Source organism: Streptomyces sp. NPDC026206, from assembly GCF_040638465.1.
Classification (GTDB): domain Bacteria; phylum Actinomycetota; class Actinomycetes; order Streptomycetales; family Streptomycetaceae; genus Streptomyces.
Genome location: NZ_JBEZYL010000012.1, coordinates 13,251 through 30,744, shown reverse-complemented (window position 1 = coordinate 30,744; position 17,494 = coordinate 13,251). Strand labels below are relative to the sequence as shown.

Here is a 17,494-nt window from a genome sequence, read left to right as displayed (position 1 = left end):
CCTCCTGCGTGGTATCCAGTACGGGGTCCTGGTGAATGACCTCGTGGCGACTCGGGTCAGAGCCTACTGAGCTTACCGAGCAGCGGTCGTTCCGGCCGAGGGGCCGGAGCCGCTGTCAACGCCGGCACCGGCCGCCAACCCGCACGACGCGCGGGCGTCATGGGCCGTCGGTCACTTCGATGGAGTGACGATCTGGTGCCAAATCGTCACCGCAGCCGCCGCTTGCACGACCAGGAAGGCGACCTGCCCGGAAAGGCCGTGCACCTGGTAGACCGATGTCAGCAGACCAAGGCGTTTTGTCCAGAAGTGCCGTTCATGGCTGAAGGTGTCGGTGTCCACCCACATGCTCGTCAGCGTCAGCACCATGAGCATCAGCACGACGTTCAGGACTTCCAAGCCCAGTTCCCTGCGGCCGATGCCCAGGCTGAGCGCGGCAACCACGCCGATGGGGATGAGCCAGGCGATGAACAGGTTGAAAGCCCGCATGGGCCCGCGCTCTCCTGGCAGTACGCGCCACAACGCTCCCAGGACCAGTCCCGCACCGGCGAAGGAGATTTCCTGTGTCAGGAACGTCCCGACTGTATCCGGAATGCCCGTAGGCAAGTTGAGTGTGAACGTCCAGTGTTTGGCACCGTATGCCTTCTGATACCAGGAGGTGACCATGCTCGGGAGGATTCCGAAGATAGAGGCCCAACGCGCAGCGTTGAGGGCGTTGTCCCACCAATGGTGTTTCGGCCCCCAGCTGAGGGCGACATCGACCACGGATACAGGGTCTGGCAGGCAGTCGCGGTGACATTCGGCGGGCCGCCAGTGGTGCAGTGTGTGGAGTTGCGTCTCCAGACTTCGTCTTGTGGTGCCCTCTGCGCGCCCGTGATCAACCAGGTGCAGTCGGTGGAGCAGATCGCGGCAGCTGCGGGCATCTTCCATCAGCTTTCTATGCCCTGACGAGGTGCTGAGTTCTGCCACGACGCAATTCGTCTCTGTTTCTCGATCAACTCGGCTCAGCACCGACCATCTGCGCCCTGCCAACACCATGGCGTAGAGGGCGATCATATTAAAAGGTAGCCAGATTCCGTACAGTGCTGCCGAGCTTCCAGCAAATGACGCCCCCCTCAGAGATACGGCGATGGCGAAGACGCCGGTCAACGGGAGGAGATGAACACCTTTCGGTTCAAGGGGCGTTTCTGGCTTTCCTCGGGAGGTGTTGTGGAGAAGCGCTACAAGTGCGATTCCAGTCAGTACCCATGTGTAGGCGTATACCCATGTAGGGCCCATGGATGCGAAGTCCGCCAGTTGCCGTCCCAGGATGCTTCGGTGGTCGGCCCCGAGAACCGCGCTTGCTTCCCCCATCCAGTTGGCGCGTTTCCAGCCGAGTTCAAAGGACAGTGCCCGGCAAGCTACCACCACGACGGCCACCACGGCGAGCGCGACTCCGATTGCAGCGATACGGCGGAGGGGAGGCCTGATTCCGTCTACGCCCAAGGATTTGGGATGCGGGGGCTTGGTTGCGGTCGGGGCTTCGCCCAACCTGCCTTCTCGTGCAAAACGCCAGGCCCAGGCAGCCATGGCGGTCAGCCACAGCCACAGCATGGACACGTCCAACAGGGCTAGCCCGGCAATCCCCGAAGCCGGAGGCGGGGTTGTCGGCGTCAGATTCGGCGGGAGGCCGAAACGGTGCGGGGCAAGGGTCACCAGCAGGCCGATCGCTGCCGCTGTCGCTACGGAGGTGGCGACGACCACCATCTTGCGCCTCTTCGGTCCTCTGTGGCTGCCGTTGGGTTCTTGATTCCATGAAAGCCATGGTTGTGCGAGGAGAGCGAGAGTGAAACCTGAGGAAATCCCGACGAGGGCGCGCCAGCGATTTACGCTGGGGGAGCTGGGAGAGGGGTGCAGGAGCAGCAGCAATGTCAAGCCAAGGGCTGCACTCAGCACCGCCCATTGCAAAACTGTGCGGGCCACAATTCTGGAAGCGGCCGTCTCGGAGCTGCCGTTGGGCTTCCTCTTGTCAGGGCGAAGGAAAGGCCATGCCGACCAGGCGATCACGATTGAGGCGCAGACCCACCAGGAGAGGACGCCTAGCGAACCGATCCAGGCAAAGCGCCTGCTCAGGCCCAGGGCGAGGTCCTGCGGTGGCACGATTTTGACGTCATCCAGGGCTTTGCGTCCGCTCCAGACCCTGCTCTCTTTATTGGTGCTCGACGCTGCGGGGGCGTCGCTGAGTTTCAGGCTGCCTGGATCGACCGCAATCTTCTCCCACGAGGCTTCGCGCAGAGCGTGGGGCGAGCGGAAGGTTACCGTCCAGTCCTTGTCCGGTTCGACGGTGACTGTCCATGGACCCACTTCGAAGACGCCGGGGGAACTGATCAGATTCCATGACTCGTAAGGCGCAGTGACCAGGCCCTCTCTCTTGGTCGCCTGGGAAGTACTGGATCGCCACTCCGGATGCCATTTACCGGTTGCTGTACGCGATGTGTTGTTGCTGTGCAGCAGGCAGTGCAGAGCATTTCGATACTTGGGGGTATCAGGGCTGAGTGTCAGGTCGTTAGCGAGGTCCCATTGTTTTTCCGGCACCTTGACGCGGGTTACCTGCCGCACCTCGATGAAATCGGGATTCTGGTGGAGGAAGCGAAGCCCGGAGTCAACATCGACCTTCTGAGGGTGAAGCTTCCCGCAACTCATCGCCTCGACGGCGTCTGCCTGTGCCGGTTGTGCTGCCCACCACCCGAGCACTACGAAGGCGAGTGCGATCCACCGCCATACCCGGGAGGTCATTTCCGAGGCGGGCATCCGCTGTAGGGGTCACATACCAGGACGACCTCGTAGGGACCGCCGGCGAACTCGGCGCGGCGTGAGTGGTGAACGCGGGGCAGGAAGCGCCACTGGGAGGGCTTGTTGTGCCGGGTCCGGCTCGCTTTCTCCACGCTGGTGCGGAGGGTGCGTGTCTCCGCATCGGTTGTCTCGACCAGGATCTCGTCCGCAGCCAGCGGGAAGTGGCCGTGCAGCAGGCACAGACCGAAGCGCTCCACGTTGCCGTGCTTTTCCAGGACCGCGACCAGATCCTGCACGAATTCCGCGTCCTGCGGTCCGAGAGGTTCGGCCTCCTCGAACCGCGGAAGTCCCGGCGCCGGCTTCATGTTCTCGGTGCTCATTCGCCACCTCCACATTGACTACTCAGAGTATTGATGTGAGTACCGTAAGTGCCCATGAGGTGGCCCGCAACAGCAAGTGAAGCTTTCCGGAGGCCGCGGCTGAGCCGGCACTGATGTGTTCTCGGGCTGCGAGAGCAGTGGCAGGGGGCACGCCATGGCGCGGGGTGCGGTGCCACCGGAGCACGGCGATGAGCCGAGGGTGGTCTGAGGCCGTTGACCGGCCTCGTCGTCCCTCCCTCGCTGCCCCCCGCAGGGGCCGGATGCCGTGCTGTGGGTGCGGGTGTGGAGATGGGCGGTTCGACGTCCAGGGCTCAGGCGCGGGCCGACGGTTCGGGAGTCGTGCGGCTGATGTGGCCGACGGACATGGTCCGGGCCGTTGCGGAACTGGTGCGGAACGCGGGTGACCTGCGGCGGGCGGGCTGAGAGACGTGCCCCCACTCGTGCCTCCCGGCATGGATTGCTCATGTACCGCAAATTCCTCGGCTGTTGTCGGTTCTTGTCGCTAACCTCGTGTGCCTCTCGCGGTCAAAGGGAGGTACATGATGCGGCGCGATGAGGAGCAGGCGCTTGCTGTCGCCATAGGCGCGTTGCTGTTGGTGGGCGGGGTGCTCGTGGGGGATGTGGTCGTCGGGCCGTGGCCCACGCTTGTGGCCGGGTGAGCTTGGCCCTGAGTCACTACCTTCGCCCCGGCATCGCCCGTGAACTCGCCGTACGGCGCTTCGCCCGACAGGTCCGCCGTCACCACAACCAATAACGCAGCACCACCCACAGATCCGTCGACCGGACGCCCGGCCACGATGGTGGCGAGCTGAGCGGAGCGCCCCCACCGGGCCCGGCCACATCGGGGCAGCTACCCGCTCCTCCTCGGCCACGGCCGGTGGCGCGGTCTCCTCGTGCGCCCGCATCCGCGACGGCGTGAGTACGGCGCCCAGCCACCACGACCCCGGCACCTCGACCTATGAGCCCGCCCCCCATCTGTCCCCTCGCCATCGGACACCAGTCGTGATCACCTGGCGGTGCCGGGACTGCGAGGCCGGATCACCGCCCCTTGCAGGTGGAGCCGGACCGGCCCGTAAAGCTCAGCCGCCCTCTCCGGGCGGTGTGCCGCAGCTCGGGCCGCCCGGGCCGTCGAACTGCACCGAGCTGAAGAAGTCCTGGTACGTAGGGAAGAAGTTGCCTTTGCCGGTCGGGCCGGCAGAGGTCACCGCCGTGCAGCCGCTGTAGTTCGCATCGGACCAGAGGTAGATGGTCGAGGGCGTCCGGTTCCAGTCCGACTTGGCCCGGTCGTTCATGCCGAGCGCCGCGAGATCCGGGGTGTTCCCCCTGAGCTTGATCATGTCACCGGTTCCGTCGAGGCCCGAGAACAGGCAGTAGTAACCGTCGGGGCACCGGTCGTACCCGTCGGCCGCGTGTGCCGTGGAGACCGGCACCACAGCGGCGGTTGCGGCGGCCACCGCTACGAGCAGTGCAGAGAGCTTCTTCCTCATCAACGCTCCTTTGCTGTGTACTCCTTGAGGGCAACGGTAAAAGACGCGCCCATGCTGCGCCTGCGCCGTACGAGGTCTGCACCGAATGACCACAGAGTCCGCCTGCGTGGGGCGTGAGCTGAGCCGGAGCCAGGGACTGTCCGATCGGAAGCCCGGCACGGTGGGCGGCGTGAGGTCCGGCACTGCCTGGTGCTCGGGGTGCAGGGCGGCGCGGAGCACCGTCTGGCACAAGGGGCCCCGCGGCGTGTGCGGGCATACCGTTCGAGTACGGGACCGAACATGCGTATGCAAAGGCGAGGGTGCACCCTGGTGGGAGAAGCACGGTAGCCAAGTACGGGCACCGCAAATGAGGGGTGCTTGGAACCGGGACAGCCAGCCGGCTGCATCAGTCGCGTTCCCGATGCCTGAATCGTGCATCGCGGAACGGTCCCGCCATCGAGCTGCGTTACGTTGCAAGACGCGAAGGTGGCAGAGCCATGTTCGAAACGAAGCGTTCTGGGGACGTGCGGTCCCGCGTCAGAGCAAAGACTGTTCTTCGCAAGAAGACCAGGCCCGGGCTCCTCACGGCCGGAATCCTGATGAGCACCGTCTTGGGAGCCACCCAAGCGGGCGCAGCCACAACCCTGGCGGCGACAACAGAGGCTCCCCCCAGCCCCGACGCCTGTGTAGGGGGCACCAAATGGCGCCTCACCACACCCAACGATCACGTCTGCATCGGCGCCTCAAGGCAGAGCGATATTGGCCTTGAGAATTATTTCAGTAATTTTTACCGCGATCCCGCTACGGGCCGATGCAAGTCAGGCTTCGTTGCCCGCAACGCGGTCCCCGGCGACAACGTCTGCGTCGCGCCTCACGCGCGGGACAATGCACGTGGGGACGCGGAACGAGCGCCCAGCAACTGGGTGGCGACTGCCGACCGGAACAATTGGTGGAATCCTGTCCCGCACCCGTTCCTCCACCCGGAGAGCAACTACCTGATGCAGAGTGCGGACACCCGGGAGCGCGACGGTCGGCATGTACTTGTGGCCGACGTCTTTCGCGGCAGCACCGACAACGCGGCAAAGCTGATCGTTTGGGTTCGGACCGGAGGAGACAATCAACGATTTCAGTTCAGAGCACCTCGGACCAGTAACGGCGGAGTATTCCAGAACAAATTCGAGATCGTGGCAAAGAACAGCGGAAAATGCTTGGACGTCCAGGGGTTTGGGACTCATGACGGGGCCAGGATCATACAGTGGCCCTGCCACGGTGGATCCAACCAGCTGTGGTACCTGGAGCGCCGCGCAGATAACACGTGGCAAATCCGCTCGTACCACAGCCATAAGTGCCTCGATGCCCACAACCCAGCCCTGACCGCACCTAGCCAGGGAACGCACCTGCAGCAGTGGTCCTGCATCGGCGGCAAGAACCAATCCTGGCGACTCCTCTCGACCGGTTGACGGTTGACGGTTGACGGTTGACTGTTGCCCCACCTTCGGCCATTTCCGCCCGAGTGCGGAAGGCCGAGGCGGAGCGCTGCCCCCCTCGATGCTGCGGATAGGCCGGCTCGGCGCCGCCCTGGGCCTGTACCTGTCCTGTCCGGGGTTGCTGGGCTCAGCCTTTGAGGCAGCCCGAGCCACTGATGCCGAGAACGGCGACGGCGTTGCCACAGACAGTGATCAGAATCGAAATAGGCGCGATGACCTGATTGCCGCCCAGGATGGAGCCGTTGCCTGAAGTGACGCCGTACTCGACCCCTACAGCCGAGGCGCCTCCAGAGCCGGCCAGCAGCATGGCCATCGCGGCTCCGGCCACGATGAGTGCGCGAGATGCTCGCATAGTTCCTCCTGGGCAAGGGCGTTCGGACCGTGCCCTCGTAGTCCTGTGCTGCCGCACGAGTCGAGAAACGTTCGGTACCGAACGCGGTTGGGCGCCTTGGAGTGCGTTCCAGCGCAAGGGGTTCGCCGTGACGCCGTGTCGACCCGGTGCAGACTTCGCACCCCGAGCGGACGCCCTGTCAGGCGTGATCTGCCTCATCCGAAGTGTTGAGGATGTTCACGTCCCGAAACAGTGCGGACGGGCACCCGTGAGACACCGCGGCAACCTGCCCCGGCTGGGCCTTTCCGCAGTTGAAAGCCCCACCCAGCACGTAGGTCCGGGGTCCTCCGACCGCCTCCATGGAGCCCCAGAACTCGGGGGTGACTCCCTGGTAGGCAACATCCCGGAGCTGCCCGGCCAGGCGGCCGTTGCGGATCGCGTAGGCCCTCTGCTGCGTGAATTGAAAGTTGTACCGCTGCATATCGATCGACCACGACCGGTCGCCGACCACGTAGATGCCGTTGTCGACCCCGGAGATGAGCTCCTGCGTCGACGGCCCGTCCGGCGCGGGCCGCAGCGAGACGTTCGCCATCCGCTGCACGGGCACGTGCGAGGGCGAGTCGGCGTACGCGCAGCCGTTGGACCGCCCCAGTCCGGTGAGGCTCGCGATCCGCCGGTCCGTCTGGTAGCCGACGAGGACGCCGTCCCTGACCAGGTCCCAGGACTGGCCCGCGACGCCCTCGTCGTCGTACCCGACGGTCGCCAGGCCGTGCTCGGCGGTGCGGTCCCCGGTCACATTCATGATCTTCGAGCCGTACTTGAGCGTGCCCAGCAGGTCGGGCGTCGCGAACGAGGTGCCCGCGTACGCGGCCTCGTAGCCCAGCGCCCGGTCCAGCTCGGTGGCGTGGCCGATGGACTCGTGGATGGTCAGCCACAGGTTGGACGGGTCGACCACCAGGTCGTACGAGCCCGCCCGCACGCTCGGCGCGCGCATCTTCTCGGCGAGCAGCGAGGGGATCTCCGCCAGCTCGGCGTCCCAGTCCCAGCCGCCCGTGCCCGTCAGGTACTCCCAGCCCCGCCCGACGGGTGGCGCGAGGGTGCGCATGGAGTCGAATCCGCCCGTGGCCTCCTCCACCGCGACGGCCGTGAGCTGCGGGTGCAGCCGCACGCGCTGCTGGGTGGTCGTCGTTCCGGCGGAGTCCGCGTAGAACTTGTTCTCGTGCACGGTCGTCAGCGTCGCGTCCACGTGCGTGACGCCCTCCGCCCTGAGCAGCCGCTCGCTCCACTCCCCGAGCAGCCCCGTCTTCTCGGCGTCCGGCACCGTGAAGGGGTCGATGTCGTACGCCGACACCCACGTCCGCTCCTCGTGCACCGGCTCGTCCGCCAGCTCCACCCTCTCGTCGGACCCGGCGGCGGCGATGACCTTGGCCGACAGCTTCGCCATCGCCACCGCCTGCGACGCCACCCGCGCCGCGGCGTCCATCGTCAGATCCACACCCGAGGCGAAGCCCCACGTCCCACCGTGCACCACACGCACCGCGTATCCCAGGTCGGTGGCGTCCGAGGACCCCGACGGCCGGGCGTCCCGCAACCGCCACGAGGCGCTGCGCACCCGCTCGAAGCGGAAGTCCGCGTGCTCGGAACCCAGCGCCCGCGCCCGCGCGAGGGCCGCGTCGGCCAAGGGGCGCAGCGGCAGCGCGAGAAACGAAGGGTCGATTTCATGCGGCACGGTCCACTCTCCTTCTCGGTGTGTGTCCGCAGTGAACCATGCCGTCGGCGGCCCGCGGCCGGGCAACCGGCGTACCCGGTTCTGTAGAGATCCAACAGGGACTGCGGGCCGCCCCTGTCGCAGGTCGATTGTCTCTTCCGCGACCTCTACCTATACGTTCGGTGTATTCAGCAACACCTATTGGAACGAAACGGAAGGGTGATCCTTTGAGCCGCTCGGTTCTCGTCACCGGAGGAAACCGTGGCATCGGCCTCGCTATCGCCCGCGCGTTCGCCGAAGCGGGCGACAAGGTCGCCATCACCTACCGCTCGGGGGAACCGCCCGCCGGCTTCCTCGCCGTGAAGTGCGACATCACGGACTCGGAGCAGGTCGAGCAGGCCTACAAGGAGATCGAGGAGAAGCAGGGCGCGGTCGAGGTGCTGGTGGCCAACGCCGGCGTCACCCGCGACCAGCTGCTGCTGCGCATGTCGGAGGAGGACTTCTCCTCGGTGGTGGAGACCAACCTCACCGGCACCTTCCGGGTCGTCAAGCGCGCCTCGAAGGGCATGCTGCGCGCCCGCAAGGGCCGCGTCGTGCTGATCTCTTCCGTCGTCGGCCTGATGGGCTCGCCCGGCCAGGCGAACTACGCGGCCTCCAAGGCCGGCCTCGTCGGCTTCGCCCGCTCGCTCGCCCGCGAGCTGGGCTCCCGCAACATCACCGTCAACGTCGTCGCGCCCGGGTTCGTGGACACCGACATGACCCGCGTGCTCACCGACGAGCAGCGCGCGGGAATCGTCGGCAACGTCCCGCTGGGCCGCTACGCGCAGCCCGAGGAGATCGCCGCCTCGGTCCGCTTCCTCGCCTCCGAGGACGCCGCATACATCACCGGAGCCGTCATTCCTGTCGACGGCGGATTGGGCATGGGTCACTGATCGCCATGAGTGGAATCCTCGCAGGCAAGCGCATCCTCGTCACGGGTGTCCTCACCGAGTCCTCGATCGCCTTCCAGGCGGCGAAGGTCGCCCAGAACGAGGGCGCCGAGGTCATCCTGACCGGCTTCGGCCGGCTGTCGCTGGTCGAGCGCATCGCCAAGCGGCTGCCCAAGCCGGCGCCCGTCATCGAGCTGGACGTCACCAACCAGGAGCAGCTCGACGGGCTGGCCGACAAGGTCCGTGAACTCCAGGGTGACAACGCCGGTCTCGACGGCATCGTGCACTCCATCGCCTTCGGCCCGCAGGGCGCCTTCAAGTTCCTGGAGGCGACCTGGGAGGACGTCTCCACGGCGGTACAGGTCTCGGCCTACTCGTACAAGGCGCTGGCCATGGCCTGCCTGCCGCTGATGCCGCAGGGCGCCTCGGTCGTCGGCCTGACCTTCGACGCGCAGATCGCCTGGCCGAAGTACGACTGGATGGGCGTGGCCAAGGCGGCCCTCGAGGGCACCAACCGCTACCTGGCCCGTGACCTCGGCCCCAAGGGCATCCGCTGCAACCTGGTCTCCGCCGGCCCCATCAAGTCGATGGCCGCCAAGTCCATCCCGGGCTTCGAGGAGCTCGCGGACGTATGGAACCACCGCGCCCCCATCGGCTGGGACCTGGCCGACCCCGAGCCGGCCGGCCGCGGCGTGGTCGGTCTGCTGTCGGACTTCTTCCCCCGCACCACGGGCGAGATCGTGCACGTCGACGGTGGCGTGCACATGATGGGCGCCTGACCGCCCCGAACGCCGCCGAACGGCGCCGACGAATGAACCGGTGCGCCGACGCGTGAACCGATGCCCGTCCCGGAACCCCCCGGGACGGGCATCGCGCGTTCCCGGGTCGTGCGGCGCGGCATACGCCCGCACACTGGGGTTCCAGGGAGGAGGTACGGGCCATGCGCTTCCCCGCTCGCCGCACGGCGGCGCTGCTCCTGCTGGCGACCGTAGCCCTCGGTGGTGCGCCGACCGCGAGCGCCGCTCCCGCCGGACCCGTGGCGCCGGAAGCCCCGCACGAGGCGGAGTGCCACACCCGCGTCCACGGGTCCCACGCCACCACCCACTGCTTCAACGGCAATGCCGTACTCGACCGCGTCCAGCTGCACCTGGAGTGCGCCCGCTGGTGGGACCCCGCCATGGACACCGCGCCCGTCACCGTCGGACCCGCCCGCCACGTCACGCTCGCCCAGCGCTGCTGGCTGGGGATACGCCGCGCCTGGGTGACCCATACGCCCGGATGACGGCGGTCCGCAAGGGGGTGGGAGACTGGTGCCATGCCCGTCCTCGACGAGAACCCCAAGAACGGCCAGAAGGCCCTGCTGACCATCCTCGGCGTGATGCTCGGCATCACCGTCGTCATCAGCGTGATCGCGACGATCGCCTCTCCCTGACGCCTCTTCCCTGACGCCTCTCCCCGACCCGCGCGGCGGCGCCGCAGGCCCGCTGCCCGGGGTGGGGCTGCCCCCACCGTCCCCTAGGGGGACGGCGTCAGGGGTAAGTGGGTGGGTTGCCGGATGGGCGGCGCGAGGTGCTCTTTGTAGGTTCGTAGGACACCGCGACGTGGCGGTGAACCGAACGCTCGGAGGCGATCCGCATGTCCGCCGGCAGGCAGGTCCCTACCCCCGCCAGCTCCCGGGCCCGGCCGCAGACCCGGCTGCCGTGGTGGGCCCTGGCGCTGCCCATAGCCGCGTTCGTCGCGCTGTTCTGCCTGCCGGCGTCGCCCGCCTCGGCGGACAGTGGCCCGGGCGCCGGGGGCGGCTCGATGGCGCGCGTGGTCCAGCTCGTGCGGCACTCGGCCGAGCGCCTGGCGCCGTGAGCGCCCGCGTGCGAGGGGCCGCCACCCTGCGGGGGTAAGCCTGCCAACACCCCGCGCCTCACCGTGCGTTTCATGCGAAGCTGGACGGCATGAGCTCCGAGACGACCCGCAGGATCATCATCCTCCGGCACGCCAAGGCCGAATGGTCGGACGAGTCCGACCACGAACGGCCGCTCGCCGACCGTGGACGCAAGGACGCCCCCGTCGCGGGCCGCCGGCTCGCCGGTTCCGGCATCACCCCCGACCTGGCCCTGTGCTCGACTTCCGCCCGCACCCGGGAGACCTGGAAGCTCGCCGTCCACGAGCTGCCGGAGCGCCCCCGGACGGTCTACGAGGACCGGATGTACGAGGCCTCGCTCGGCGAGCTGATCGCGCTGCTCAACGAGGTCTCCGACGAGGTGGACGACGTGGTGCTCATCGGGCACAACCCCGGCATGCACGCCCTGGCCGACGCGCTGGCCGGCGAGTCCGAGGGCGACCTGCTGCCGCGGATGAACCGTTCCGGCTTCCCCACGGCCGCGATCGCGGTGCTCGAGTTCAGCGGCTCGTGGAAGACCGTCGAGCACGGTGCGGCCCGCCTGGTCGCCTTCTGGGCCCCGCACGAGTAGGACGTACGGTGACGACCGGAAGTGCGGCCGCCCGCGTCCCCGGCACCCTCACTCGTGGGTGTTGGCCGCCTCGACCTCTTCGCGGGTGACGCCCAGCAGATACAGCACGGTGTCCAGGAAGGGCACGTTCACGGCGGTGTGCGCCGCCTCCCGCACCACGGGCTTGGCGTTGAAGGCGACACCCAGACCCGCCGCGTTGAGCATGTCCAGGTCGTTCGCCCCGTCGCCGACCGCGACCGTCTGCGACAGCGGTACCCCGGCCTCCGCCGCGAAGCGGCGCAGCAGCCGGGCCTTGCCCGCCCGGTCCACGATCTCCCCGGTCACCCGGCCGGTCAGCTTGCCGTCGACGATCTCCAGCGTGTTGGCGGACGCGAAGTCCAGGCCCAGCCGCTCCCGCAGATCGTCCGTGACCTGCGTGAAGCCGCCGGAGACCACCCCGACCTGGAAACCGAGCCGCTTCAGGGTCTTGATCAGGGTCCGGGCGCCCGGCGTGAGCCGCACCTCGGCCCGTACCTTCTCCACCACCGACTCGTCGAGCCCCGCCAGTAGCGCCACCCGCTCGTGCAGCGACTGCTCGAAGTCCAGCTCGCCCCGCATCGCCCGCGCCGTCACCCCGGCCACCTCGGCCTCGCAGCCGGCGTGGGCCGCGAAGAGCTCGATGACCTCGTCCTGGATGAGGGTGGAGTCCACGTCCATCACCACCAGCCGCTGCGCCCGCCGCTGCAGACCGGCCGCCACGACGGCCACATCCACGCCCAGCGCCGCCGATTCGGTGGCCAGCGCGGTGCGCAGCTTCTCCGTCTCCGTGCCGGAGACCGCGAACTCCACCGCCGTCACCGGGTACTTGGCGAGCCGGAAGATGCGGTCGATGTTGCCGCCGGTGTCGGTGATGCAGGCGGCGATGGCGGCCGTCGACTCGGCGGTGAGCGGGTGGCCGAGCACGGTGACATGGGAACGGCCCGTACCGCGCGGCCTGTTGTCGCCCCGGCCCGAAATGATCTCGGTCTGCAGGTGCATCGAGTCCGCCCAGCTGTGCACCGTGGCCCGCAGGTCACCCTCGGTCACGCCGTCCCCCGAGGGAGCGGTGACCAGCGCGCACAGGGTGATCCGGCCACGGGTGACGATCTGCTCGATGTCTATGACGTCCACGGCGTAGGCGGCGAGGGTGTCGAACAGCCCGGCGGTGATGCCCGGCCGGTCCTTCCCGAAGATCTTGACGAGGAGGGTGGGGACATCGTCGCCGGTGACGGCGGTGACAGGCGGGGTCTGCGATGCGCTCATGGTGATGCCTACGGTATCGGGCTCCGGGCCGGACCCGTACACGTGTCCCGCTGGGCGGAACGAGAACCGGCCCGTCCGGCGTTCGAGGACCGGGGGTCCGGGGGCGGAGCCCCTGAGGCACCTCCCAGCGGTAGCTGGGGGAGGGAAGGCGCGGGGAGAGGAAAGGTCCCTACCCGCGGCGCCCACCGAGCGGCGGTGGCGGCCGGTCGTCCGGCGGGGGCACCGGCGAGGAGCCGTACCGGTACCCGGGCCGCTGCGGCGGCCGCCGCAGCCGTGGCGGAGGCCCGGGGGCACGGCTCGTCTGCGTCGGCGCACTGAATGGATCCTCCCCCGGCGGCCGCAGATACGGATTCGTCTCGTCCCGCGCGGGCCGGTAACCCGGCGACGGCGTGTACGGCCCCGGCCGGTACGCCAGGTCGGGGTAGGTACGACCGTCCGGCCGCGGCCCCCGGGCCCAGGGCGAGGCCCGCCGGCCCGCCGCGCCCGTCGCGCACGCCAGCAGCCCGCCGGCCACCCCGGCGCCGAACCCCCACACCGCGCCCAGCGCCGCCGCGTACGGCACGCTCCCACCGAGCTCCAGACCCGCCCCCATGGCGTCGATGCCCAGCACCGACAGACTCGCGTCCGCCCGCACCCGGGTCGTCAGCGTCAGCAGCGGCAGCGCCACGGCCGCGGCCGCCCCCAGCGCCGCCCCGCACCGCGCGGCGAACGCCACCGGGCGCTCCTCGCCGCTGGGCGTACGGGCCGCCGTGAGCACCCCGGCCGTCAGCATCAGCAGCGCGCACGCCACCGGCAGCAGCCACACCAGCGGTTGCAGCTCCGCCAGCCGGCCCACCGTCACGGCCCGGTCCGTACCGCCGCGCAGCACGTCGTCGATCGGGTGCGGCAGCACCTGCAGCAGCGACCCGCTCGCCGAGCCCCGCAAGGGCACGAACAGTCCCAGCGGCACCCCGAGCCACACCCCGTTCGGCGCCCCGAGCAGCGCGGCACCGATCACCCGGCGGGGGTGGCCGTCGCCCGCGGCCGCGGTCACCGCCGCCGCCAGGCCGGCCACGACGGACAGCACCAGCACGGAACACAGCGCCGAGGCCGCCGGGCGGACAGTCCGGTGCGCCGCCCGCACCGCGCGCGGCAGCGGGGCCCGGCGGGCCACCAGCAGCGTGATCAGCAGGACCGCGAGCACCCAGACCAGCCCGCCCAGCAGCGACGGCCCGGCCTGTACGGAGAAGCCGACGGAGGCCTTGGCGTCGGCCAGGCCCGCGATCCGGTCCGGCAGACCGCCGCCGATGTCCCCGATGTCCCCGAGGCCCGGTATCTCCAGCCGCGGCCTCTTGTTCCCGCTCCCCGGGCCGCCGAGGCCCAGCCCGCCGCCGTCGATGGTGACCGTGGAGGAGCCCGCCCAGGCGAGCCCGCCGAGAAGCAGCAGGAACAGGGCGGCCACCGCGCCCGCCCGCGCGGCCAGCTCCCCGCCGCGCACGGTCGCCCCCAGGCCGCGCAGGGACCGGGCGAAGACCCAGCCGAGCAGCAGCGCCCCCGTCAGGCTCACGCCCAGTGGCGCGATGTCGATGCTGGTGTGCGCCCCCGCGCCTGTCAGCCCGAACGCCTCGACCGAGCCCGAGGGGGTGACCGAGCCGCCGACCGCGAGGACGACCACTGCCGCGGTCATCGGCCCCAGCGAGCCCGCCACATCCGCGCCCAGGAGGTGCAACCCCAGGGCCGCGACCCCGGCCATGGTCAGAAAAGACCAGCTCACAGCGGCTATCGCGGTGAGAAGCAGGTCCGCGCCCCATGCCGCGCGCCTGCTGCTGCCCATGGTCATCACGGCCCCCCGGGTGCCTGCCAGTGCCCGGATGCTCATGATCCGTACGCATCCATCGCATCCCGGGCCGGTTACTACTGTCGGGGCGGGTTTCGTATCGGTCAACGGCGCCTGTTACAGGCCCGGTACACGGTCGCGTCACTCCCGACTTCCGGTTGGGGGACTGCGCCTGAAATAGTTCCTCCCGATGTTCGCCATCCCTAGACTCCCCATGCAGGGGGCTCATCGGGGGACAAGTAGTGGGGCATGGAGTGCCGGAACTCGTACTGGAATTGAACGGACAGACCTGGACGTTGGACCCGTCCCGGTCATACACCCTCGGACGTGATCCGCAGGGTGACATGGTGCTGGAGGACGCCCGCGTCTCCTGGCGGCACGCCACCATCCGTTGGGGCGGCCACAGCTGGGTCATCGAGGACCACGGCAGCACCAACGGCACCTATGTGCAGGGCCAGCGGATCCACCAGATGGAAATCGGCCCGGGCTCGGACGTGCATCTCGGCAACGCGACGGACGGCCCGCGGCTGAACCTGTCCGGCGCCGCGGCGGCCCCGGCCGCGGACCTCTACAGCGCGCAGACGGCGCTGGCATCGCCCCTGGAGCAGGGCCAGCAGGCCCCGCAGCAGTACCAGCAGCCGGGCCGGCAGGGCCACCCCGGGCAGCCGGCCGCCGGCCACGGCTGGCCCGGGCAGCAGTACCAGCACCCCCCGCAGCAGCAGGGATCCTGGCAGCAGCAGGAAGCGCAGCAGTCGTACGTCCCGCAGCAGGCCGCACCGTCCCCGCAGGCACCGGGCGGCGCCGCGGGCGCACCGCCGGTCTACGGCGACCGCAGCCCGACCAGCTTCCATCAGATGGCCGTGGGCCGGGTGATGCGCATCGGTCGTGCGCTGGACAACGAGCTGGTCGTCTCCGACCTCCAGGTCTCCCGGCACCACGCCGAGTTCCGCGCCACCGCCGGCGGCTTCGAGATCGTCGACCTCGGCAGCCACAACGGCACCTATGTCAACGGTCAGCCGGTCCGCCAGCAGGTCATCGGCCCCAACGACATCGTCGGTGTCGGTCACTCCACCTTCCGGCTGGTCGGCGACCGGCTCGAGGAGTTCGTCGACACCGGTGACGTCTCCTTCTCCGCCCGCCACCTCACGGTGACCGTCGAGGGCGGCAAGCAGATCCTCAAGGACGTCTCCTTCGGCGTCCCCGAGAAGTCGCTGATCGCCGTCATCGGCCCCTCCGGTTCCGGAAAGTCCACGCTGCTCAAGGCGCTGACCGGCTACCGGCCCGCCAACCAGGGCGACGTCCTCTACGACAACCGCAACCTCTACAAGCAGTTCGCCGAGCTGCGCCAGCGCATCGGTCTGGTCCCGCAGGACGACATCCTGCACAAGGAACTCACCGTCCGTAAGGCGCTGCGCTACGCGGCCAAGCTCCGCTTCCCCGGCGACACCGCGGCCTCCGAGCGCGAGGCCCGCATCGACGAGGTGCTGCGCGAGCTCAAGCTCGACATCCACAAGGACAAGAAGATCACCGCGCTCTCCGGCGGCCAGCGCAAGCGCGTCTCGGTCGCACTGGAGCTGCTGACCAAGCCCTCGCTGATCTTCCTGGACGAGCCCACCTCCGGCCTCGACCCGGGCATGGACCGCGACGTCATGCAGTTGCTGCGCGGCCTGGCCGACGACGGCCGCACGGTCCTGGTGGTCACCCACTCGGTCGCCGAGCTCGCGCTCTGCGACAAGCTGCTCGTCATGGCACCGGGCGGCTCGGTCGCCTACTTCGGCCCGCCGGAGGAGGCGCTCAACTTCTTCGGCTACGAGACGTGGGCGGACGTCTTCTCGGCCTTCGAGAACTACCGCGACTACGACTGGTCGGGCCGCTGGCGCGGCTCGCAGCACTACCAGATGTACGCCGCCGACATCGATGCCGTCGCCCCCCAGTCCGTACACGTACAGCCGCAGATGGTGCGCCCGCCCAAGGCCCAGAGCTGGGGCTCGCAGCTGTGGACGCTGATGCGCCGGTACGTCTCGGTCATCGCCTCCGACCGCGGTTTCATCGGCCTGATGCTGTTCCTCCCGGCCGTCCTCGGCGGGGTGAGCACGGTGATCCCGTCCGACTTCGGGCTCGCCGCACCGAGCAAGGGCCACTTCAACCAGGACGCCGGCACGATCATGCTGATCCTCGCGGTCGGCGCGTGCTTCTCCGGTGCGGCCAACTCCGTCCGTGAGCTGATCAAGGAACGGGTCATCTACGAGCGGGAGCGGGCCGTCGGCCTGTCCCGGTCCGCGTACCTGATGTCCAAGGTCGTCGTCCTCGGCCTGATCACCGCGGTGCAGGCCGTCATGATCTCGGCGATCGGCTTCTCGGTGCGGAAGCTGCCGACGGAGGGTGTGGTCCTCAAGGCCCTGCCCGCCGTCGAGCTCTGCCTGGTGATCACCGCGCTGGGCTTCACCTCGATGATGATCGGCCTGGTCATCTCGTCCCTGGTGAAGACGTCCGAGAAGACCATGCCGCTGCTGGTGATGTTCGCGATCGTCCAGGTCGTCTTCACGGGCATCATGTTCAAGATCTACGATTCTCCGGGCATCGAGCAGGTCGCCTGGCTGATGCCGGCCCGCTGGGCCATCGCCGCGGCCGGCGCCACCCTGGACCTCTCGCACATCATGGCCCCGTTCGACAAGAACGCCCCCACCAACTTCGACCCGCTCTGGGAGCACACCGCCGCGCAGTGGGGCATCGACATGATCGCCCTCATCGCCATCGGCGTCCTGTGCGGCTTCGTGGTCGCGCGCCTGCTGCGCCGCCACGAGCCCGAGGTGATGCGCAAGTAACGGCCGGCACCGCACACGCCGAAGGGCGGCACCCTGA

At 68.9% G+C, this 17,494-nt stretch carries 15 protein-coding genes; 8 read left to right on the top strand and 7 right to left on the bottom strand.

The genetic code is table 11. From position 1 onward, the window contains the following. Positions 1-171: 171 nt before the first annotated feature. The 3 genes from AB0F13_RS18300 to AB0F13_RS18290 form a co-directional block, all read right to left on the bottom strand. Positions 172-2,679, bottom strand: coding sequence for a DUF6185 family protein (locus AB0F13_RS18300; protein WP_362082777.1), 2,508 nt, complete (start codon positions 2,677-2,679; stop codon positions 172-174). 89 nt (positions 2,680-2,768) lie between these two features. Beyond that, a complete protein-coding gene (locus AB0F13_RS18295; RefSeq protein ID WP_362082774.1) occupies positions 2,769-3,149 on the bottom strand; it encodes a hypothetical protein in 381 nt (126 codons plus the stop codon). Positions 3,150-4,228: 1,079 nt separating this feature from the next. Continuing rightward, complete coding sequence (locus AB0F13_RS18290) at positions 4,229-4,636, bottom strand: peptidase inhibitor family I36 protein (protein ID WP_362082771.1); 408 nt, start codon at positions 4,634-4,636, stop codon at positions 4,229-4,231. Positions 4,637-5,112: 476 nt separating this feature from the next. Between AB0F13_RS18290 and AB0F13_RS18285 the strand changes: the two genes are divergently transcribed. Next, positions 5,113-6,075 (top strand): RICIN domain-containing protein, encoded by a 963-nt coding sequence (locus tag AB0F13_RS18285; RefSeq protein WP_362082768.1) that lies wholly within the window; start codon positions 5,113-5,115, stop codon positions 6,073-6,075. A 154-nt stretch (positions 6,076-6,229) separates the two neighbouring features. Here the strand turns inward: AB0F13_RS18285 and AB0F13_RS18280 are convergent, their stop codons facing one another. Beyond that, a complete protein-coding gene (locus tag AB0F13_RS18280) occupies positions 6,230-6,454 on the bottom strand; it encodes a hypothetical protein (RefSeq protein ID WP_362082765.1) in 225 nt (74 codons plus the stop codon). Between the two features lie 178 nt (positions 6,455-6,632). Beyond that, positions 6,633-8,162, bottom strand: coding sequence for a TldD/PmbA family protein (locus AB0F13_RS18275; RefSeq protein WP_362082762.1), 1,530 nt, complete (start codon positions 8,160-8,162; stop codon positions 6,633-6,635). 206 nt (positions 8,163-8,368) lie between these two features. Between AB0F13_RS18275 and fabG the strand changes: the two genes are divergently transcribed. The 6 genes from fabG (at position 8,369) to AB0F13_RS18245 (ending at position 11,535) form a co-directional block, all read left to right on the top strand. Further along, a complete protein-coding gene (fabG, locus tag AB0F13_RS18270) occupies positions 8,369-9,073 on the top strand; it encodes a 3-oxoacyl-[acyl-carrier-protein] reductase (RefSeq protein WP_362082759.1) in 705 nt (234 codons plus the stop codon). Between the two features lie 5 nt (positions 9,074-9,078). Further along, positions 9,079-9,849, top strand: coding sequence for an enoyl-ACP reductase FabI (gene fabI, locus AB0F13_RS18265; RefSeq protein ID WP_362082756.1), 771 nt, complete (start codon positions 9,079-9,081; stop codon positions 9,847-9,849). 161 nt (positions 9,850-10,010) lie between these two features. After that, a complete protein-coding gene (locus AB0F13_RS18260; RefSeq protein WP_362082753.1) occupies positions 10,011-10,352 on the top strand; it encodes a hypothetical protein in 342 nt (113 codons plus the stop codon). Positions 10,353-10,385: 33 nt separating this feature from the next. Beyond that, positions 10,386-10,502 (top strand): SGM_5486 family transporter-associated protein, encoded by a 117-nt coding sequence (locus AB0F13_RS18255; protein ID WP_362082750.1) that lies wholly within the window; start codon positions 10,386-10,388, stop codon positions 10,500-10,502. A 203-nt stretch (positions 10,503-10,705) separates the two neighbouring features. After that, positions 10,706-10,927 (top strand): hypothetical protein, encoded by a 222-nt coding sequence (locus AB0F13_RS18250; RefSeq protein WP_362082747.1) that lies wholly within the window; start codon positions 10,706-10,708, stop codon positions 10,925-10,927. A gap of 89 nt (positions 10,928-11,016) precedes the next feature. Further along, on the top strand, positions 11,017-11,535 hold the full coding sequence (locus tag AB0F13_RS18245) for a histidine phosphatase family protein (protein ID WP_362082744.1): 519 nt from the start codon (positions 11,017-11,019) through the stop codon (positions 11,533-11,535). A gap of 48 nt (positions 11,536-11,583) precedes the next feature. Here the strand turns inward: AB0F13_RS18245 and serB are convergent, their stop codons facing one another. After that, on the bottom strand, positions 11,584-12,816 hold the full coding sequence (gene serB, locus AB0F13_RS18240; protein ID WP_362082741.1) for a phosphoserine phosphatase SerB: 1,233 nt from the start codon (positions 12,814-12,816) through the stop codon (positions 11,584-11,586). 169 nt (positions 12,817-12,985) lie between these two features. Beyond that, positions 12,986-14,635: a streptophobe family protein gene (locus tag AB0F13_RS18235; protein ID WP_362083112.1), complete on the bottom strand. Its 1,650-nt coding sequence runs from the start codon at positions 14,633-14,635 to the stop codon at positions 12,986-12,988. Positions 14,636-14,874: 239 nt separating this feature from the next. Between AB0F13_RS18235 and AB0F13_RS18230 the strand changes: the two genes are divergently transcribed. After that, entirely contained in the window at positions 14,875-17,457 is a 2,583-nt protein-coding gene (locus AB0F13_RS18230; RefSeq protein WP_362082738.1) for an FHA domain-containing protein, read from the top strand. Positions 17,458-17,494 lie beyond the last annotated feature (37 nt).

What these genes read in the sequence shown, in the direction of transcription:
- AB0F13_RS18300 (WP_362082777.1), bottom strand. Translation starts at nt 2,679, where the DNA reads ATGAGTTGCGGGAAGCTTCACCCTCAGAAGGTCGATGTTGACTCCGGG.
- AB0F13_RS18295 (WP_362082774.1), bottom strand. Translation starts at nt 3,149, where the DNA reads ATGAGCACCGAGAACATGAAGCCGGCGCCGGGACTTCCGCGGTTCGAG.
- AB0F13_RS18290 (WP_362082771.1), bottom strand. Translation starts at nt 4,636, where the DNA reads ATGAGGAAGAAGCTCTCTGCACTGCTCGTAGCGGTGGCCGCCGCAACC.
- AB0F13_RS18285 (WP_362082768.1), top strand. Translation starts at nt 5,113, where the DNA reads ATGTTCGAAACGAAGCGTTCTGGGGACGTGCGGTCCCGCGTCAGAGCA.
- AB0F13_RS18280 (WP_362082765.1), bottom strand. Translation starts at nt 6,454, where the DNA reads ATGCGAGCATCTCGCGCACTCATCGTGGCCGGAGCCGCGATGGCCATG.
- fabI (WP_362082756.1), top strand. Translation starts at nt 9,079, where the DNA reads ATGAGTGGAATCCTCGCAGGCAAGCGCATCCTCGTCACGGGTGTCCTC.
- AB0F13_RS18260 (WP_362082753.1), top strand. Translation starts at nt 10,011, where the DNA reads ATGCGCTTCCCCGCTCGCCGCACGGCGGCGCTGCTCCTGCTGGCGACC.
- AB0F13_RS18255 (WP_362082750.1), top strand. Translation starts at nt 10,386, where the DNA reads ATGCCCGTCCTCGACGAGAACCCCAAGAACGGCCAGAAGGCCCTGCTG.
- AB0F13_RS18250 (WP_362082747.1), top strand. Translation starts at nt 10,706, where the DNA reads ATGTCCGCCGGCAGGCAGGTCCCTACCCCCGCCAGCTCCCGGGCCCGG.
- AB0F13_RS18245 (WP_362082744.1), top strand. Translation starts at nt 11,017, where the DNA reads ATGAGCTCCGAGACGACCCGCAGGATCATCATCCTCCGGCACGCCAAG.
- serB (WP_362082741.1), bottom strand. Translation starts at nt 12,816, where the DNA reads ATGAGCGCATCGCAGACCCCGCCTGTCACCGCCGTCACCGGCGACGAT.
- AB0F13_RS18235 (WP_362083112.1), bottom strand. Translation starts at nt 14,635, where the DNA reads ATGACCATGGGCAGCAGCAGGCGCGCGGCATGGGGCGCGGACCTGCTT.